Genomic DNA, 18854 nt, shown 5'->3' on the forward strand with positions numbered 1-18854 from the left:
ATGTAGTTATGCATAACGAAGCGCCCATTCAACGCAGAAAATCCACGCGGATTTATGTCGGGAATGTGCCCATCGGGGACGGCGCACCTGTCGCCGTCCAGTCAATGACCAATACCCGCACGACCGATGTGGATGCCACCGTTAACCAGATCAAAGCGCTGGAGCGGGTCGGGGCGGATATTGTGCGCGTCTCTGTTCCGACCATGGACGCGGCAGAAGCCTTCCGCCTGATCAAGCAGCAGGTGAACGTGCCGCTGGTGGCCGATATCCACTTTGACTACCGTATCGCCCTGAAAGTGGCGGAATATGGTGTGGACTGCCTGCGGATCAACCCGGGCAACATCGGTAACGAAGAGCGCATCCGCCAGGTGGTGGATTGCGCCCGGGATAAAAACATTCCGATCCGCATTGGCGTTAACGCGGGCTCCCTGGAAAAAGATCTGCAGGAAAAATACGGCGAGCCGACCCCGCAGGCGCTGCTGGAATCAGCCATGCGCCATGTGGATCATCTGGATCGCCTGAATTTCGACCAGTTTAAAGTGAGCGTAAAAGCCTCTGATGTCTTCCTGGCGGTGGAAGCCTACCGCTTGCTGGCGAAAGCCATTGATCAGCCGCTGCACCTGGGGATCACCGAAGCCGGTGGCGCCCGCAGCGGTGCGGTTAAATCGGCCATTGGCCTGGGGCTGCTGCTGTCAGAAGGGATCGGCGACACGCTGCGTGTCTCTCTGGCGGCCGATCCGGTGGAAGAGATCAAAGTGGGTTTCGATATTCTGAAATCCTTACGCATCCGCTCACGCGGGATTAACTTTATCGCCTGTCCCACATGCTCCCGCCAGGAGTTTGACGTGATAGGCACCGTTAATGCCCTGGAGCAGCGCCTGGAAGATATCATTACGCCGATGGACGTATCGATTATCGGGTGCGTAGTGAATGGCCCGGGGGAGGCGTTAGTCTCCACCCTTGGCGTGACCGGCGGCAATAAGAAAAGCGGCCTCTATGAAGACGGGGTGCGCAAAGATCGTCTCGACAATAACGATATGATCGATCAGCTGGAAGCGCGCATCCGGGCGAAAGCCGCATTGCTGGATGAAAACCGGCGCATTGAGGTGCAACAACTGGAAAAATAACGCCAGTCCCGATAAGGTGCGGGTGCCAGGCACTTCGCAAATACCGGTGGACAGGGTTATTTCGTCCCATAAATGCCTGGACCCGTCAGGCACTGCCAGACGGGTTCATTTTTTTGTATCAGACAATAGAGAATAATCGTGGCAAAGAATATTCAAGCCATTCGCGGCATGAACGATTATCTGCCGGGTGAAACCGCAATCTGGCAGCGTATTGAAGGCATCCTGAAACAGGTACTTGGTAGCTACGGCTACAGCGAAATCCGCTTACCGATTGTAGAGCAGACCCCGTTATTCAAACGCGCCATCGGCGAAGTGACCGATGTCGTGGAAAAAGAGATGTACACCTTCGAGGACCGCAACGGCGACAGCCTGACCCTGCGCCCTGAAGGGACTGCTGGCTGCGTGCGCGCCGGTATTGAGCATGGTCTGCTGTACAATCAGGAACAGCGCTTGTGGTACATCGGCCCGATGTTCCGTCACGAGCGCCCGCAGAAAGGTCGCTACCGCCAGTTCCACCAGCTGGGGCTGGAAGTGTTTGGCCTGCAGGGGCCCGATATTGACGCGGAGCTGATCATGCTGACCGCCCGCTGGTGGCGTGAGCTGGGGATCAGCCAGCATGTGAACCTGGAGCTGAACTCCATCGGCTCACTGGAAGCGCGCGCCAGTTATCGCGATGCTCTGGTGGCCTTCCTTGAGCAGCATAAAGACAAGCTGGACGAAGACTGCCAGCGCCGGATGTACAGCAACCCGCTGCGGGTGCTGGACTCCAAAAACCCGGAAGTGCAGGCGCTGCTGAACGACGCACCGGCACTGGGTGACTATCTGGATGAGGCTTCCCGCGAACACTTTGCGGGCCTGTGCGCCCTGCTGGATGCCGCCGGGATCAAATACACCGTGAATCAACGCCTGGTGCGCGGCCTGGATTACTACAACCGTACCGTGTTTGAATGGGTGACCAGCGCGCTGGGTGCTCAGGGAACCGTGTGTGCCGGTGGCCGTTACGATGGCCTGGTGGAACAACTGGGCGGGCGCGCTACGCCGTCCGTTGGTTTTGCCATGGGGCTTGAGCGCCTTGTCCTGCTGGTGCAGTCAGTGAATCCGGAATTAAAACCGGAATCCGCTGTCGATATATACCTGATCTCCTCCGGCACCGGCACCCAGTGTGCGGCTATGCTGCTGGCAGAGCAGATTCGCGATCGACTGCCGGGTGTAAAACTGATGACGAACTACGGCGGCGGTAATTTCAAGAAACAGTTTGCCCGTGCCGATAAATGGGGCGCCCGCATTGCGCTGGTGCTTGGCGAAGATGAAGTGGCAAACCACCAGGTGGTTGTGAAGGATTTGCGCTCCGGAGAGCAGGAAGCCGTAGCACAGGATGCGGTAGCTGAACGCCTGCGGGCGCTGCTGGGCTGATAACTTCCCCGGTAATATTTCGTTAAGGAGAAGGACTGCGTGGAAATGTACGACAACGAAAACGACCAGATCGATGCGGTAAAACGCTTTTTTGCCGAAAACGGCAAAGCGCTGGTCGTTGGGGTAGTGTTAGGGATTGGTGCGCTGGTAGGGTGGCGTTACTGGAATGGTCACCAGAGCGATACCGCAAGGGCCTCTTCCCTGGCGTATGAGCAGGTGACAACGGCTATTCAGGCTGACAAGCCAGAAACCCTGGCCGCGGCGCAAAAATTTGCCGCCGATACCCGGGATACCTACGGTGCGCTGGCCGCCATGCAGGTGGCTCAGCATTTTGTAGACAGCGAGCAGCTGGATAAAGCCGCCGCTGAGCTACAGCAGGGCGCGGGCGATGCCAAAGACCCGCAACTTCAGTCCCTGATTAATCTTCGCCTGGCGCGTATTCAGATCCAGCAAAAACAGGCAGATGCCGCGCTGAAAACGCTGGATACGGTAAAAGGCGAGGGCTGGTCAGCGATTGTGGCCGATATTCGCGGTGAAGCGTTACTGAGCAAAGGCGACAAGCAAGGGGCTCGTGATGCATGGAGTAAAGGCGTCGCCAGCGATGCTTCTCCGGCACTGCGCGAAATGATGCAGATGAAAATTAATAATTTGTCCAGCTAAGAGGGATCCATGCAATTGCGTAAATTACTTGTGCCAGGGCTGATTTCTCTGACGCTGCTCAGCGGGTGTTCACTCTTTAGCGGTGAAGAGGATGTGGTAAAAATGTCTCCGTTACCGGAGGTAGAAAACCAGTTTACACCCAACACCGTCTGGAGCAGCTCTGTGGGCAGCGGTATTGGTGACTTTTACTCTAACCTCCACCCGGCCTGGCAGGATGGCAATGTCTATGCCGCCGATCGTCGCGGTACGGTAAAAGCCATGAGCGCCAGCGATGGTCAGGAGATCTGGAAAGTTGACCTGTCTGAAAACCGCGGGCTCCTCAGCCGCAATGCCCCGGCACTGCTGTCTGGTGGGGTAACGGTGTCCGGCGGGCACGTCTATGTGGGCAGTGAAAAGGCCCAGATCTACGCGCTGAATATTGTCGATGGCGCAATTGCCTGGCAGACCACAGTAGCCGGTGAAGCCGTTTCACGCCCGGTTGCCAGCGATGGCCTGTTACTGGTTCACACCAGTAACGGCATGCTGCAGGCGCTGGATGAAGCCAGCGGCGCTATCAAGTGGACGGCGAACCTCGATATCCCGGCTCTGTCATTGCGTGGTGAATCTGCACCGGCAACGGCCTATGGCGCGGCGATTGTGGGCGGCGACAACGGGCGCGTAAGCGCGGTGCTGATGCAGCAGGGGCAGATAATCTGGCAGCAGCGTGTCTCCCAGGCGACTGGCCCGACAGAGATTGACCGCCTGAGCGATGTGGACACCACCCCGGTGATCGATAACGGTGTGGTCTATGCCCTGGCCTATAACGGTAACCTGACCGCGCTGGATCTGCGCTCTGGTCAGATCCTGTGGAAACGCGAGCTGGGCTCGGTAAATAACTTTATCGTTGATGCTGGCCGTATCTTCCTGGTTGATCAGAGTGATCGGGTACTGTCGCTGACCACTGACGGTGGCGTTACCATGTGGACCCAGGAAAAACTGCTGCACCGTAATCTGACGGCTCCGGTTCTGTTTAACGGCTATCTGGTCGTGGCGGACAGCGAAGGGTATATGCACTGGATGAACGCGGATGATGGCCGCTTTGTTGCCCAGCAGAAAGTGGACAGCTCTGGCTTCCAGACCGATCCGGTCGTTGCCGGTGATCGGGTGCTGATCCAGGCGAAAGACGGTACACTGTACTCTATCAGCCGTTAACTGGCTCAGTCAGTGAGTTTTAAAAACGGCCCCTGTTTATCAGGGGCCGTTTGTTGTTTATAAAAAACGATGCGGCCCGGGCGATGCCCGGGGAAGTCTGGCGTCGGTTATTCGTTAATTTTTTGAGTGATGAGGCTTTTATCATGGTACCTGTGATCGCGCTGGTCGGGCGCCCGAACGTGGGTAAGTCCACGTTATTTAACCGTTTAACTCGCACCCGTGATGCGCTGGTGGCGGATTTCCCGGGGCTGACACGCGATCGTAAATATGGTCGTGCGGAAGTTGAAGGACGTGAATTTATCTGTATCGATACCGGTGGTATTGACGGTACAGAAGAGGGGGTCGAAACCCGGATGGCCGAGCAGTCGCTGCTGGCGATTGAAGAGGCGGACGTGGTGCTGTTTATGGTGGATGCCCGCGCGGGCCTGATGCCGGCAGATATCGCGATTGCCAAACATCTGCGCTCCCGTGAGAAACCCACATTTCTGGTGGCTAACAAAACGGACGGCCTTGACCCCGATCAGGCCATGTCGGACTTCTGGTCCCTGGGGCTTGGGGACATTCACCCGATCGCGGCCTCCCATGGCCGTGGGGTAACCACCCTGCTGGAGCAGGTGCTGATGCCGTGGATGGACGAAGTCAGCCCGCCGGAAGAGGTGGACGAAGACGCCGAATACTGGGCGCAGGTGGCGGCCGAAAACGGCGAAACGCCGGAAGGGGAGCCCCTGGAAGAAGAGACATTCAACCCCCAGGATCTGCCAATTAAACTGGCGATTGTCGGGCGGCCTAATGTGGGTAAGTCCACACTGACTAACCGTATTCTCGGTGAAGATCGGGTCGTGGTTTACGATATGCCCGGCACCACCCGCGACAGTATCTATATTCCGATGGAGCGCGATGAACGTGAGTACGTACTTATCGACACCGCCGGGGTACGTAAGCGCGGGAAGATTACCGATACGGTAGAAAAATTCTCGGTCATTAAAACGTTGCAGGCCATTGAAGACGCGAACGTTGTCATGCTGGTGATTGATGCCCGTGAGGGGATCTCTGATCAGGATTTGTCCCTGCTGGGATTTATTCTCAACAGCGGGCGTTCGCTGGTTATCGTGGTGAATAAATGGGATGGTCTCACCCAGGAAGATAAAGAGCAGGTGAAAGAGGCGCTGGACTACCGTCTGGGCTTTATCGACTTTGCCCGGGTGCATTTTATCTCCGCACTGCACGGCAGCGGGGTGGGCAACCTGTTTGAGTCAATTCGTGAAGCCTATGACAGTGCGACCCGTCGCGTCAGCACCGCGATGCTGACCCGGATTATGAACATGGCAACCGAAGATCACCAGCCACCGCTGGTACGCGGGCGCCGGGTGAAACTGAAATATGCCCACGCCGGTGGCTATAACCCGCCGATTGTGGTTATCCACGGTAACCAGGTGAAGGATCTGCCGGACTCTTACAAACGGTATCTGATGAACTACTTCCGCAAATCGCTGGAAGTGATGGGTACACCGATTCGTATCCAGTTTAAAGAGGGGGAAAACCCGTTTGCGAATAAGCGCAACACCCTGACCCCGAACCAGATCCGCAAACGCCAGCGCCTGATGAAGCACATCAAGAAAAACAAATAAGCCCAACCCGAAGGCCCGCTATTGCCGGGCCTTCGGGGACCGGTTCAGCCATTGCGCTGGGCGTTTTTGCGCCGTTTATTCTGATAGAGCAGCTCATCCGCTTTGCGCAGGGCATGCTCCAGTGTGTCACCCGGGGCCAACTGGTAGCAGCCGTAGGAAAACTTCACGATATTGTGGCTGTCGGTCTCACACAACCTCTGTATGATGCGCCGGATCACCGCATCCGCTTCCGGCAGGCTGTTTCCCATCAGGATTATCAGGAACTCATCGCCGCCGAGACGCACCCCGTAGTCGGCTTTGCGGATCGAATGTAAAATCGCCTGCCCCAGTATTTCAATGGCATAATCGCCCATATGGTGGCCAAGGGTATCGTTAATTTTTTTCAGCCCGTCGCTGTCGATGGCTATCGTGGTGATGGGGATATTTTTCCCCGTCAGGCTGGCGATGGTTTTTTCCAGCGCTGATGAGAATATCCTGCGATTATAGAGCCCGGTCATCGCGTCGGTTATGCTTTCCCGGGCCAGCAGATGCTGGCGGATCAGATGGTTTTTGGTGTAGGCGCACAGCAGGCAGGTCGCCAGGATATACAGGATAAATATCCAGATATTGTTGATAATAAAATACTGCATATCGATGCCGATATGCAGCGTATAGTATTTTGTTATGCTGGTCTGGTAGTGGCTAACGTCGAATATTTTTAACGATGGCTGGTGGAAATCAATGATTTTACCGGCATGGTTATCTTTTACATACAGGGTAATAAACTTCCATAAAAATGGCCGGTCGTGGGTATAGAAGGCGGTTGTCAGATCAGAGATATTGATATCAGTAATAATAATGCCCTTAATATCGCCGGAGGAAAACACCGGCATCAGCAGGCTGATAATATTACCCTGGGTGTCCCCGTCATTGTATATGTGCGAGACAATACTCTCGCCATTTTCCAGATCATCAAGGGCATTTTCATCAATATCAATGGTGTGAACGCTGGTTCGGATATCGATGTTATTTCGTTTTTTAATCAGCCAGTTGCTGAAGATATACTTTCTGTAATCAAATATTTTATTAATATAAATGTAGTTTTTCTTCAGGTCGATATAGTAGCGCGTGTTATTAAAAAGGTAGCCGGTATAGTTAGAAAAACTGTACTTTGACGAGATCGAACCAATCTTTTTATTAAAGAACAGAAGGTCCGGAACATCTCCCGCCCAGTCGTTACAGTTGGGGTTTTTCGTCTGTAAGGTGCCCGGCAGTGGCTGAAAGGCGTGATCGTTCAGATTAAGGCCGTAAATATCCCCGTTTCTCTCCTGCTTCTGGCATATTCTGGCTGGGGTAAGTGTTGATGTATCCTTGCCGGAAAATGAGTGGCTCAGGTGCAGTGATATTTTCTGATTAATGTATTCTTCATGGAAGAGTGCGGATTTGCCATTTTCTGCAATATACCGGGTGTACTTATTTAAGTTATCCAGTTCATGGTAGATGAATATGGAGAAAACCAGAGTGGTTAATGCGGTAATAATGACCGTTGCTTTGGTATGTGAGGTCCGTCTCAACACGGTTTGCATCTGCTCCACCTTACAAAGTATCGGAGATTCACCCGTTTTTACCGGGCTGAATATCGGTGATACGCACAGATACTATCACCAAATCTGGATAATTAGCGATAAATCACTGCAGTTTGTGACCAATAAGGGCGGAAAGTGGCTGTACCGGGAAGGGGGTTGCCGCAACACCAGGGGGCGGATACTGCGGCGGTTAAGCGGGGAGGATTGCGGTGTGGCTTATGCCTGCTGGCGGGTCGCCGCCAGGACAATTTCCCGGATGCAGACATGCTGCGGCTGGTCGTAGGCAAACTGAATGCTGCCGGCCACATCTTCAGCGGAAAGCACAACGCCGCCCATCTCCTGCTTCCATGCCTGGTAGCCGGTTTTTATCTCTTCGTCGCTGGTGTGGCTCAGCAGTTCGGTTTCCACGGCACCCGGGGCGATGGTGATAACCCGGACCCCATAAGGAGAGAGCTCTTCACGCAGGTTTTCTGAAATACCGTGTACCGCGAACTTGGTGCCCACATAAGCCACATGGTTCGGGAAGGTTTTACGCCCGGCAATGGAGCTGATGTTGATAATCGTTCCCTGCTTTCTGGCGACCATACCGGCGGTTACGGCGTGGATCCCGTTCAGTAACCCTTTGACGTTGGTATCCAGCATCCGGTCCCACTCGGCGGGATCCTGGGTTGCCATATGGCCCAGCAGCATGACCCCGGCGTTATTGATCAGCGCATCGACCGGGCCAAATTTTTGCTCGGCCTCATTTACCGCGTTCATGAATGCTTCGCGATCGGTCACATCGACTGCCTTACACAGGGTGTCCGGCAGGTTGAGCTGCTCCATCGGTGCGGTGCGGCGGGCAAGTAACAGCAGCGAGTGCCCGGCTGCGGACAGCCGTTTCGCCGTAGCCATACCGATACCGGAGCTGGCGCCGGTGATAACGACCAGGGGTTTCTTTGAATTACTCATCTTTCGGCCTCATAATAAAATGTGATATCGGTTGCGATGCGGATACTCTAGTCCGCCATGCTGCCGGGTAAAAATGGTTTATTTTTTTCACAGGCATCAAAAATTATTATGGATTACCGGCAACTGAAATGCTTTATCGCCGTGTTTGAGGAGCGCAATATCACCAGCGCCGCCCGGCGAATGTTTCTTACTCAGCCTGCGCTTTCGGCAACGATTAAAGCGCTGGAGCAGGAGCTGGAGGTCGCGCTCTTTGACCGGCTCCCCAGAGGGGTAGAGGTCACGGCAGACGCCCGGGTGCTCTACCCGCAGGCCCGGCGCATGGTGGCCGAGGCCGACGCCCTGGCCCGCAGCTTTCGCAAAGAACAAAACCGCCAGCAGGTGGTTATCGGTATTGAGAGCGATATCGCCACCAGCCATGTGGAGCAGGTCCTGCGGGCGGTACAGCAGAAGGAGTACCCTCTGCTCATCACGCTGGAACCGGATTGTACCGGGGAGATCCGCTTTGGTAGTGAAGATCAGCGCTGTGAAGATGAATTATTCCTGCCGCTCTTTACCGAACCCTATGTACTGGCCCTGGCGGATGACCACCCGCTGGGCCGCAGTGAGCAGCTTACCGCGGCGGATCTGCAGGATATTGACTGGATCCAGTGCCCGGGCCATGACTCTCACCAGCGGCTGCTCCCCTTGTACGGGGCCCGTGCCGCCAGCCCGGCGGCCAATGCCGGTAACCTGACACTGGCGCTGCACCTGGTGCAGTCTGGTATGGGGGCCGCGATCGTGCCTGAATCGCTGGCACAAGCCCGGTGCAATGTTATTACCCGCGCGCTCCCCGAGCAGCCCCTGGTGAGGCGCACCGGGATTTGCTATGCCGCACAAACCCAGGCTATCCCTTCTGTGGCCTGGTTACTGGAGCATCTGCGCCAGGTATTCGCCGGGTGAGTGAATCATGTGGTTGTTTTATTCCGGTTTATTCTTAAGGCACAGCATGGTCTTTTTATGCCATGCTTAAGATTCATTGCTGAGAGGAGAAAACGATGAACAAGACGATTATTGCACTCTCTACCTTTTTACTGACTGCACCTGTTTTTGCCAATACCGTCAGCCACGCGACTGATGAAACCGTGGCTCAGGCTCATAAAACAGCCGATACCGCGAAAGAAAAACTGCATCAGGCCCAGGATCACGGCAAAGAACTTAAGCTGAAATCCGAGCACGCGGCGCAGGGCAAAAGCGATGATCTGAGCAGTAAGGTCAGCGAGGGCTCACAAAAGGCCTGGAATAAGACGAAGCAGGGAACCGAAAAAGCCTGGGATAAAACCAAACAGGGTTCAGAGAAAGCCTGGGATAAAACCAAACAGGGTTCTGAAAAAGCCTGGGATAAAACCAAAGAGGGCTCAGAAAAAGCCTGGGATAAAACTAAAGAGGGCACCAGCAAAGCCTGGGACGCCACTAAAGAAGGCGCCAAAGATCTGAAAGACAAGGTTGCCAACTAAGGTTTCCAACTAAAGAAATCGTGACGCAAACGGCTTCGCCTTTGGTCACCAGCCTGAGCCCGCACCCTGTGTGGGCTCTTTTGTTTCTGGTGACCGGCCAGCGCAGGGTGATATGCTGGTGGTTTGTTTGCGGTATTTTAGTGGAGTCACAGCATGGATATTCTTTGCCCGGCGTGCCAGGCACACCTTGAACAACAAGGCCTGCAGGGGCACTGCCCGTCGTGCCAGCATGATTACGCATTGCTCCCCTGCTGCCCGGAGTGCCACCAGCCCCTGGAGGTGCTGAAAGCCTGCGGCGCGGTGGATTATTTTTGCCAGCATGGTCACGGGCTGATTTCCCGCAAGCGGGTTGAATTTGTTCCGCAGCCTTCTTGCTGAGGCTTATTCCGGCGCTGTTTTAGCGGTACTTTTGCGCCGGCGCTGCTTTTTCACCCCGGTGACCTGGCTCTCTACCCAGCCGTCTGACAGGCGGGTGGTCAGTGTATCGCCGGTTTTGACCTGGCGGGTCTGTTTGAGTAACTCCCCTTGCTCCAGGGTGGTGACGTTATAACCCCGGGCCAGGGTGGCCAGCGGGCTGACCGCCTCAAGGTGGGTGAGGGCGGTGCCAAAGCGGGCGCGGGTGGTGTTCAGCTGCTCGCGCACGGACTGGACCAGGCGGTACTCCAGCTGCCGGGTGAGGCTCCGGGCCTGATGAATACGCCAGGCGGGCTGCTGCTGGTGCAGCCGCCGTGCCAGCCGCTCATTGCGCTCCCGGGCCTGGCGCAGGCGCTGCTCAATGGCACCGGCCATACGCTGGCGGAGCTGGGTCAGCACGGCGCGCTGGCGCAGCAGGCGTAACTGCGGGTGCTGCTGTTGCAGGCGGTGGCTGAGCTGGGAAAAGCGCCGGTTCTGGTGGGCCAGATAGTAGTCCATAGCCATCTCCAGCCGCTGCTGCTGCCCCTGTAGCTGGCGCTGTAGCTCCAGCTGGTTGCGGCTGACCATTTCCGCCGCTGCAGACGGTGTAGGGGCGCGGAGATCGGCCACAAAGTCGGCAATGGTCACATCGGTTTCATGCCCCACTGCGCTGACGACCGGGATAGCACTGGCAAATATCGCCCTGGCGACCCGCTCGTCGTTAAAACTCCATAAATCCTCAAGTGAGCCGCCGCCGCGCCCGACGATTAACACGTCACACTCTGCCCGCTGGTTGGCCAGCTCAATTGCGCGGATAATTTGCCCGGGTGCCTCCGCCCCCTGGACGGCGCACGGGTAAATCACCACCGGCAGGGAGGGATCCCGGCGCTGCAAAATATGCAGAATATCGTGCAGGGCCGCCCCGGTGCGGGAAGTGATCACGCCAACGCAGCGTGCCGGTGTCGGCAGGGGCTGTTTATATTGCTGGGCAAACAGCCCTTCAGCCGACAACCGCTGCCTGAGCTGTTCATACTGCTGTTGCAGTAAGCCTTCGCCCGCCGGCTGCATGCTCTCGGCAATGATCTGGTAGTCACCGCGCGGCTCGTACAGGGTAATGTTGGCCCGGACCAGCACCTGCTGGCCATGCTGAGGGCGAAAGGTGACCCGGCGGTTGCTGTTGCGAAACATCGCGCAGCGCACCTGAGCGGTATCGTCTTTCAGGGTGAAGTACCAGTGGCCGGACGCCGGCTGGGTGAAGTTAGAGATTTCACCGCTGATCCACACCTGTCCCATCTCCTGCTCAAGCAGCAGACGAACGGTCTGATTCAGGCGGCTGACACTGTAAATAGCAGGGGGATTTGTTGGCGACATGTGAGCTGGATCAAATTTTAAATCAGCAGGTTATTCCGTCGATAATAACCCGGTGAGCCTCTCAGGCAAGCTGTTTTTGAAAAAAATGTAGCGGCAATCGCATACGCTCTGTATAATGCCGCGGCAATATTTTATCTGTTCTCATTCACCCCAGGTTGAGATATTGCCATGCTACGTATCGCTAAAGAAGCACTCACTTTTGACGACGTTCTGCTCGTCCCCGCACACTCTACCGTTCTGCCGAATACTGCTGATCTTGGTACTCAGCTGACCAAAACTATTCGTCTTAATATTCCTATGTTATCCGCCGCGATGGATACCGTGACTGAGGCGCGCCTGGCAATTGCGCTGGCTCAGGAAGGTGGCATCGGTTTTATTCACAAGAATATGTCCATTGAGCGCCAGGCCGAACAGGTTATGCGCGTCAAAAAACATGAAAGCGGCGTGGTAACCGATCCGCAAACCGTTCTGCCGACCACCACCCTGCGCGAAGTGAAAGAGCTGACCGAGCGTAACGGCTTTGCCGGTTACCCGGTGGTGACCCACGATAACGAGCTGGTGGGGATTATTACTGGCCGTGACGTGCGCTTTGTGACCGATCTTAACCAGCCGGTAACGGCATATATGACGCCGAAAGCGCGCCTGGTGACCGTTCACGAAGGCGAAGCCCGTGATGTGGTCTTTGCCAAGATGCACGAAAAGCGCGTTGAAAAAGCCCTGGTGGTGGATGACGGTTTCCACCTGCGCGGCATGATCACGGTAAAAGACTTCCTGAAAGCCGAACGTAAACCTAACGCCTGTAAAGACGAACATGGCCGTCTGCGTGTAGGGGCCGCTGTGGGTGCCGGTGCCGGTAACGAAGAGCGTGTTGATGCCCTGGTGGCTGCCGGTGTTGACGTGCTGCTGATTGACTCCTCCCACGGGCATTCCGAAGGGGTGTTGCAGCGTATTCGTGAAACCCGCGCCAAATACCCGGATCTGCAGATCATCGGCGGTAACGTGGCAACGGCCGCAGGCGCCCGTGCTCTGGCAGAAGCCGGTTGCAGCGCGGTTAAAGTGGGTATCGGCCCGGGCTCCATCTGTACTACCCGTATCGTGACCGGTGTGGGTGTACCGCAGATTACTGCCGTATCTGATGCGGTAGAAGCGCTGGAAGGCACCGGGATTCCGGTTATCGCCGATGGCGGTATCCGTTTCTCCGGCGATATTGCCAAGGCGATTGCTGCCGGTGCTGCGGCGGTGATGGTGGGCTCTATGCTGGCCGGTACTGAAGAATCCCCGGGTGAAATCGAACTCTACCAGGGCCGCTCTTTCAAATCCTACCGCGGTATGGGCTCCCTGGGGGCGATGGCAAAAGGCTCTTCTGACCGTTACTTCCAGAGCGATAACGCTGCCGACAAGCTGGTGCCGGAAGGTATCGAAGGCCGCGTACCTTACAAAGGTCGCCTGAAAGAGATTGTGCACCAGCAGATGGGCGGCCTGCGCTCCTGTATGGGCCTGACGGGCTGTGGTACTATTGACGAGCTGCGAACCAAAGCGGAGTTTGTTCGCATCAGTGGTGCCGGTATTCAGGAGAGCCACGTACACGATGTGACCATCACTAAAGAGTCCCCGAACTACCGTCTGGGCTCCTGATAAAACTTCCGCGCCCGGCTTTATGCCGGGCGTTCTGATTTTGTTCTACTTGCCTCGGAATTAGCGTCAATGACGGAAAATATTCATAAACATCGCATTCTCATCCTTGATTTCGGCTCTCAGTATACTCAGCTGGTGGCGCGCCGCGTGCGCGAACTGGGGGTGTATTGTGAACTGTGGGCGTGGGATGTTACTGAAGCTCAGATTCGTGAGTTTAATCCCAGCGGGATAATTCTTTCCGGCGGCCCGGAAAGCACCACAGAGGCGAACAGCCCGCGTGCGCCTGAGTATGTCTTCGAAGCCGGTGTGCCGGTATTTGGTGTGTGCTACGGCATGCAGACCATGGCAATGCAGCTGGGCGGCCACGTAGAGGGCTCCAGCGAGCGTGAATTCGGTTATGCGCAGGTAGAAGTGCAGACCGACAGCGCGCTTATCCACGGTATTGAAGATGCCATGAGCCCTAACGGTAAGCCGCTGCTGGACGTATGGATGAGCCACGGCGATAAAGTCACCGCTATCCCGTCTGACTTTGTCACCGTTGCCAGCACCGACAACTGCCCGTTTGCCATTATGGCCAACGAAGAAAAACGTTTCTACGGTGTGCAGTTCCACCCGGAAGTGACCCACACCCGCCAGGGGATGCGGATGCTGGAGCGTTTCGTGCTCGACATCTGTAAGTGTGAAGCCCTGTGGACCCCGGCTAAAATTATCGACGATGCGGTAGAGCGCCTGCGCAAACAGGTGGGCGAAGATAAAGTTATCCTCGGCCTGTCTGGTGGTGTGGACTCCTCCGTGACCGCGATGCTGCTGCACCGGGCCATTGGCGATCGTCTGACCTGCGTATTTGTGGATAACGGCCTGCTGCGCCTTAACGAAGCCGAGCAGGTGATGGATATGTTTGGCGATCGTTTTGGTCTGAACATTGTCCACGTTCCGGCAGAAGATCGCTTCCTGAAAGCCCTTGCCGGGATCAACGATCCGGAAGCCAAGCGTAAAACCATCGGCCGCGTTTTCGTTGAAGTCTTCGACGAAGAAGCCCTGAAACTGGAAGACGTGAAGTGGCTGGCCCAGGGGACTATCTACCCTGACGTTATCGAATCTGCCGCTTCCGCCACCGGCAAAGCGCACGTGATTAAATCTCACCATAACGTGGGCGGCCTGCCAAAAGAGATGAAAATGGGCCTGGTTGAGCCGCTCAAAGAGCTGTTCAAAGACGAAGTGCGCAAAATTGGCCTGGAGCTGGGCCTGCCGTATGACATGCTGTATCGTCATCCGTTCCCGGGGCCGGGCCTTGGGGTGCGCGTGCTGGGCGAAGTGAAGAAAGAATACTGCGACCTGCTGCGCCGTGCAGACGCTATCTTCATCGAAGAGCTGCGTAAAGCCGAGCTGTATGACAAAGTCAGCCAGGCCTTTACCGTATTCCTGCCGGTGCGCTCCGTTGGTGTGATGGGCGATGGCCGTAAGTATGACTGGGTTGTATCCCTGCGTGCGGTGGAAACCATCGACTTTATGACCGCGCACTGGGCTCACCTGCCTTATGACTTCCTGGGCCGCGTCTCTAACCGCATTATCAACGAAGTTAACGGCATTTCCCGGGTTGTTTATGATATCTCCGGTAAACCGCCAGCCACCATTGAGTGGGAGTGAGGCTATTATTTAACCTATTGTTTTATTTGATTTAGTGAGTGCCATTGATGATATTGACTGCATTATCAATGGCATTTTTCATGGTATAAGGCCGACACTGAATCGAAGATATAGCAAATACCATGTGACCGTATCAGCAAATGCCATGGTATCGACAACCGGGTGCATTGCAGCGCTGTGCTGATGCCATCGATGCCCGCTTTTGGTCAGAATCGCTCTCTCGACCCAAGCCTCCAGATCGTTAAATGTGCTCCAGAGGAGCACCTCGTGATCGAAATTGTGAACAAGACAGCCGCCGCTCGGAATCGAAGTCTCCATATGGGTGAATAAAGTTTGCGGAAAACACGCTGAGAAAATAGAAAAGCGTCAATGACGGGACATAGCAATGGCGATTAACGGAGAGGACGGTGTTAGTGCAGTCACCGTGGATGAACTACTCAAGCAAGGCCTTCGGATACCGAACTATCAACGCCCATACAGTTGGGAAGTATCGACCGCTCTACAACTGGTGGATGATCTCAGCGAAGCTCTTCGAGATACCGAACGAAAAGATATTCCCTATGTTTTGGGTGCAATCATTCTTCACGATGATGGTGAGTATCTCAATGTAGTCGACGGACAGCAACGTCTGCTGACTTTGCGAATGATTCTTGCGGCCTTAGATCCGATAAATCATCAGATTTCGGTGTCTGGTAACAGCGAAACCCCTGTCTCCCTGGTTTGGATGGAGCTTCAAAGGCGCCTGTCGCAGTTGGAAGATAAAAAAGAATTTTTGGATTTTATCTGTCACAAATGTCAGTTGGTGCGTATTGTGACGGACGATATTGATGAGGCATTTCGTGTCTTTGATTCCCAGAACTATCGCGGCAAACCGCTTGCCCCTCACGACTTGCTCAAAGCACACCATCTGCGCGAAATGCACGATGAGTCCGCTGCTATGAAAGTGGCTGTCATTGAGGCTTGGGAAGCCGTAAAAGATGAGGATCTGGACAGGCTTTTTTCTACTTTTTTATACCGGATATCCAAGTGGTCACGAGGCGAAAGCTCGCTCGAATTTACTATTCGGGACATCGGCATGTTCAAGGGAATTTCATCACGATCCCACAGATCATTTTCGCCAAATCTGCGATATCACCTTGCAGCACAAGCCGCTATGCCACTTCTAAGTGCATGGGCGGTGTCCTCTACACATGATGCACGAAATGCCGGGCGCAGCCGCTTTCAGCTTGATGCCCCGATAATCGCTGGGCGCTCATTTTTCGAGATGGTGACATTCATGCTTGACGAATTGAAGATACTGGAGAAAGAGGTTATCGACAGAGGTTTCAAAAACTTTGGCCCATCTCAAAGTCGCTACCGCTACGTGTACGAATTGTTCATTGCCGCGCTGCTTTGCTATACAAACAAGTTTGGCGATGAAGATGTGGATGAAGTGCGAAATAGGTTATTCGCGTGGGCATATGCCTTGCGGGTCGAGTTACTTCGTGTGCAATTTGTATCTGCTGACAACCGAGCGCGAGGTAAAAACGATGCAAATAAATCGCCTTTTGTTTTGCTACGCAATGCGATGACTGGAAGTGTTGTCCGCAAACTTCCAATAGCATGTCAGCCATACAACGATAACCACGAAAAGGAACTCGTTGCTTTTATCAAGGGGCTGCAATGAGCAAGAAGGAGTTGAAACCCGAACTGCTAACAGTAGGCAAGCTATTCACGGACAATTATCTGATTCCTGTTTATCAACGAAACTATGCTTGGCGGGCCGAACAGATTGAGCAACTTATCAGCGATATTCAAGACTCGGTGGTTGGGGGCCAGGACGACTATTTTCTTGGGAACCTTGTTGTAATCAAGCGGGGTAGAGAGGACGAGTTCGAGGTCATAGATGGACAACAACGACTTACAACCCTCTATCTGCTTCTGACCTTCCTGGAACAGGACGGAGAGGGTGAGAAGCCGTCGGTTGGTCATGCAGGCCACTTGCAATATGAGTCGCGCGCACGGGCAACGGAAGCCCTGCGGCGAATAGCACAGGAGGCGGCTAAGGAGCACGTCCGACCGCAGGCCTCCACGAGTAATGCAGATGCTGGCATCCATGAAGGCTACAGCGTCATCAATCAGTTCTTCAAACAAAATGAAACCCTTAATCGCTCACGCGAAAAATTCTCCGATTTCTTGCTAACGAAGGTGACTGTCGTCCGTGCCTCACTGCCACCCAATACCGACCTCAATCGCTACTTCGAGATCATGAACACTCGTGGGCAGCAACTCAGGCAGGTTGATATTGTTAAGGCTCGCCTGATGAGCAAGTTGCCCAATCAATATGAACGCGAATGCTTCGCGTGGGTTTGGGATGCCTGTGCTGACATGGATTCTTATGTCCAGATGTCTCTGACCCGTGGTGACACCAGTTTGCGAAACAAAGTATTTGGCGATGAATGGTCCTGGCTGGAGGTGACCAGCTTCGCGTCGCTAATGGAAAGTCGTCCGCAATCCGGCATCAATTCATCAAGGCAATCCTCCGAAGGGGTATCGTTGTCCCTGGATGAGGCGTTGTCAAAATACGCTAAAGAGATCGAGTCAAATTCCACTGAAGACGAGGGCAACGAGCGGTTTCGTTCGACAATTGAGTTTCCGGCCTTTCTGCTACACGTTCTAAGAATTATGAAAGGCGATGAGGTCGAAGACGAAGGCCTGCTTGACGACAAGCGCCTCATCAAGTCATTTGACGACGCCGTAAATAATGTACCCGATGCTAAAGCCGATTGGGTGCGTAGCTTTGCATTCATGCTTCTCAAGTGCCGCAACCTCTTCGATGGCTTCATCTTGAAGCGTCAATTCACGGCGAACATCGGTGACGATGGCGATTGGTCTCTCCAGCGATTGAAGAAAGGCGGCGCGGACAAGAAGCCAACCCCGACGTACATCCATGTTTTCTCGGCCAGCAATGGAAACTTAGAGGAGGACGGCGGTGCTGACCCACATACCCGAGATGTGTTGCTGCTTCAGTCCATGCTTCGGATTACCTACACTTCTCCGCGAACGATGCACTGGATTACCAAAGTTCTTCGCTGGCTATCCGTTAAAGCCCCTCAAGACGCGAAACATGCGGATCTTGCCGATTTGTTGAAGGGGTATGCCCGCAGCAAGGTCAAAGAGGCATTCCCCTTTGAGGAAGATCAGCAACCACAAGGGTTTGGTATCAGCCGTATCGTCTTTTCGTATCTCGACTATCTTCTGTTGAGCGATTCCTCAAAACGAGATTTCAAATTTCAGTTCAGAACTTCCATTGAGCACTTTTATCCACAGCATCCGGACAAAGAACAGTCGGGCGCGGTTGTTTCAGGTTCTAGCCTTAACCTGCTTGGCAACCTTGCGCTCGTAAGCGTCAGCGCGAACTCAAAATTCAGCAATAGCCTTCCCAGAGCGAAAGCCGAAAATTTCAAGGATACGATTGAACGTCAAAGTCCCAAGCTCAAGAGAATGGCGGAAATCACTCGAAATACAGGCTGGGACGATCAGCAGATAACAGCACATCATGAAGAGATGGTGACATTGCTTCGTGATGATGTAAGTCTGGTGGAGGCAAGCGGAAGATCCTACCCGGGGCGTTGACTTCTTTGAATAACCGCTTTTGGACGAATGTCCCTTGTGGAGTGCAGGTTGTCAGTCTAAAAGCGTTTTGTGTCGGGCGACGCGATCAGTACAGCTCCCAGGTTTTCTTACCATGGTATTTTGTGTGGTATTGACATGTAAAAATAATTCTACATTATTGATTTT

General features: G+C 54.4%; 14 protein-coding genes and 1 pseudogene. 12 read left to right on the plus strand and 3 right to left on the minus strand.

Annotated elements, in window-relative coordinates; translation table 11 throughout:
- Positions 1-8 precede the first annotated feature (8 nt).
- The 5 genes from ispG to der all read left to right on the plus strand — a co-directional run bounded on the left by ispG (position 9) and on the right by der (position 6019).
- Positions 9-1127 (plus strand): flavodoxin-dependent (E)-4-hydroxy-3-methylbut-2-enyl-diphosphate synthase, encoded by a 1119-nt coding sequence (gene ispG, locus EBL_RS04975; RefSeq protein WP_002441341.1) that lies wholly within the window; start codon positions 9-11, stop codon positions 1125-1127.
- A 138-nt stretch (positions 1128-1265) separates the two neighbouring features.
- The gene (hisS, locus tag EBL_RS04980; RefSeq protein WP_002441339.1) at positions 1266-2540 is read left to right on the plus strand and encodes a histidine--tRNA ligase; all 1275 of its coding nucleotides are present in this window, start codon (positions 1266-1268) and stop codon (positions 2538-2540) included.
- A 39-nt stretch (positions 2541-2579) separates the two neighbouring features.
- Positions 2580-3200: a YfgM family protein gene (locus tag EBL_RS04985; protein ID WP_002441337.1), complete on the plus strand. Its 621-nt coding sequence runs from the start codon at positions 2580-2582 to the stop codon at positions 3198-3200.
- A 9-nt stretch (positions 3201-3209) separates the two neighbouring features.
- Positions 3210-4391 (plus strand): outer membrane protein assembly factor BamB, encoded by a 1182-nt coding sequence (bamB, locus tag EBL_RS04990; protein WP_002441335.1) that lies wholly within the window; start codon positions 3210-3212, stop codon positions 4389-4391.
- Positions 4392-4534: 143 nt separating this feature from the next.
- The gene (gene der, locus EBL_RS04995; RefSeq protein ID WP_002441333.1) at positions 4535-6019 is read left to right on the plus strand and encodes a ribosome biogenesis GTPase Der; all 1485 of its coding nucleotides are present in this window, start codon (positions 4535-4537) and stop codon (positions 6017-6019) included.
- A gap of 44 nt (positions 6020-6063) precedes the next feature.
- On the opposite strand, the gene dgcJ is transcribed toward der, so the two are convergent.
- Both dgcJ and EBL_RS05005 read right to left on the minus strand, forming a co-directional pair.
- The gene (dgcJ, locus tag EBL_RS05000) at positions 6064-7584 is read right to left on the minus strand and encodes a diguanylate cyclase DgcJ (protein ID WP_002441331.1); all 1521 of its coding nucleotides are present in this window, start codon (positions 7582-7584) and stop codon (positions 6064-6066) included.
- 216 nt (positions 7585-7800) lie between these two features.
- The gene (locus EBL_RS05005; RefSeq protein ID WP_002441330.1) at positions 7801-8535 is read right to left on the minus strand and encodes an SDR family oxidoreductase; all 735 of its coding nucleotides are present in this window, start codon (positions 8533-8535) and stop codon (positions 7801-7803) included.
- Between the two features lie 108 nt (positions 8536-8643).
- On the opposite strand from EBL_RS05005, the gene EBL_RS05010 reads away from it, so the two are divergent.
- The 3 genes and pseudogenes from EBL_RS05010 (at position 8644) to EBL_RS05020 (ending at position 10406) form a co-directional block, all read left to right on the plus strand.
- Positions 8644-9474, plus strand: coding sequence for a LysR family transcriptional regulator (locus EBL_RS05010; protein WP_002441328.1), 831 nt, complete (start codon positions 8644-8646; stop codon positions 9472-9474).
- Between the two features lie 95 nt (positions 9475-9569).
- Positions 9570-9959: pseudogene (locus EBL_RS05015) on the plus strand (hypothetical protein); the annotation flags it as partial.
- Positions 9960-10181: 222 nt separating this feature from the next.
- Complete coding sequence (locus EBL_RS05020; RefSeq protein WP_002441325.1) at positions 10182-10406, plus strand: zinc ribbon domain-containing protein; 225 nt, start codon at positions 10182-10184, stop codon at positions 10404-10406.
- 3 nt (positions 10407-10409) lie between these two features.
- Here EBL_RS05020 and xseA read toward each other — a convergent pair whose 3' ends face one another.
- Positions 10410-11792: an exodeoxyribonuclease VII large subunit gene (xseA, locus tag EBL_RS05025; protein WP_002441323.1), complete on the minus strand. Its 1383-nt coding sequence runs from the start codon at positions 11790-11792 to the stop codon at positions 10410-10412.
- 168 nt (positions 11793-11960) lie between these two features.
- On the opposite strand from xseA, the gene guaB reads away from it, so the two are divergent.
- The 4 genes from guaB to EBL_RS05045 all read left to right on the plus strand — a co-directional run bounded on the left by guaB (position 11961) and on the right by EBL_RS05045 (position 18689).
- Positions 11961-13427 carry an IMP dehydrogenase gene (gene guaB, locus EBL_RS05030; protein WP_002441321.1) on the plus strand — a complete coding sequence of 489 codons (1467 nt, stop codon included), beginning with the start codon at positions 11961-11963 and terminating at the stop codon, positions 13425-13427.
- A gap of 69 nt (positions 13428-13496) precedes the next feature.
- Positions 13497-15074: a glutamine-hydrolyzing GMP synthase gene (gene guaA / locus EBL_RS05035; RefSeq protein WP_002441319.1), complete on the plus strand. Its 1578-nt coding sequence runs from the start codon at positions 13497-13499 to the stop codon at positions 15072-15074.
- Positions 15075-15459: 385 nt separating this feature from the next.
- Positions 15460-16740 (plus strand): DUF262 domain-containing protein, encoded by a 1281-nt coding sequence (locus EBL_RS05040; protein ID WP_002441316.1) that lies wholly within the window; start codon positions 15460-15462, stop codon positions 16738-16740.
- The gene (locus tag EBL_RS05045) at positions 16737-18689 is read left to right on the plus strand and encodes a DUF262 domain-containing protein (protein ID WP_002441315.1); all 1953 of its coding nucleotides are present in this window, start codon (positions 16737-16739) and stop codon (positions 18687-18689) included. Before EBL_RS05040 ends, EBL_RS05045 begins: the two co-directional genes overlap by 4 nt.
- The last annotated feature ends 165 nt before the right edge of the window (positions 18690-18854 follow it).

It is taken from the genome of Shimwellia blattae DSM 4481 = NBRC 105725 (assembly GCF_000262305.1).
GTDB lineage: Bacteria > Pseudomonadota > Gammaproteobacteria > Enterobacterales > Enterobacteriaceae > Shimwellia > Shimwellia blattae.

Bases quoted from the DNA above. Each gene is read 5' to 3' on its own strand.
- ispG (WP_002441341.1), top strand. From the start codon at position 9: ATGCATAACGAAGCGCCCATTCAACGCAGAAAATCCACGCGGATTTAT.
- bamB (WP_002441335.1), top strand. From the start codon at position 3,210: ATGCAATTGCGTAAATTACTTGTGCCAGGGCTGATTTCTCTGACGCTG.
- der (WP_002441333.1), top strand. From the start codon at position 4,535: ATGGTACCTGTGATCGCGCTGGTCGGGCGCCCGAACGTGGGTAAGTCC.
- dgcJ (WP_002441331.1), bottom strand. From the start codon at position 7,584: ATGCAAACCGTGTTGAGACGGACCTCACATACCAAAGCAACGGTCATT.
- EBL_RS05005 (WP_002441330.1), bottom strand. From the start codon at position 8,535: ATGAGTAATTCAAAGAAACCCCTGGTCGTTATCACCGGCGCCAGCTCC.
- EBL_RS05010 (WP_002441328.1), top strand. From the start codon at position 8,644: ATGGATTACCGGCAACTGAAATGCTTTATCGCCGTGTTTGAGGAGCGC.
- EBL_RS05020 (WP_002441325.1), top strand. From the start codon at position 10,182: ATGGATATTCTTTGCCCGGCGTGCCAGGCACACCTTGAACAACAAGGC.
- xseA (WP_002441323.1), bottom strand. From the start codon at position 11,792: ATGTCGCCAACAAATCCCCCTGCTATTTACAGTGTCAGCCGCCTGAAT.
- guaB (WP_002441321.1), top strand. From the start codon at position 11,961: ATGCTACGTATCGCTAAAGAAGCACTCACTTTTGACGACGTTCTGCTC.
- guaA (WP_002441319.1), top strand. From the start codon at position 13,497: ATGACGGAAAATATTCATAAACATCGCATTCTCATCCTTGATTTCGGC.
- EBL_RS05040 (WP_002441316.1), top strand. From the start codon at position 15,460: ATGGCGATTAACGGAGAGGACGGTGTTAGTGCAGTCACCGTGGATGAA.
- EBL_RS05045 (WP_002441315.1), top strand. From the start codon at position 16,737: ATGAGCAAGAAGGAGTTGAAACCCGAACTGCTAACAGTAGGCAAGCTA.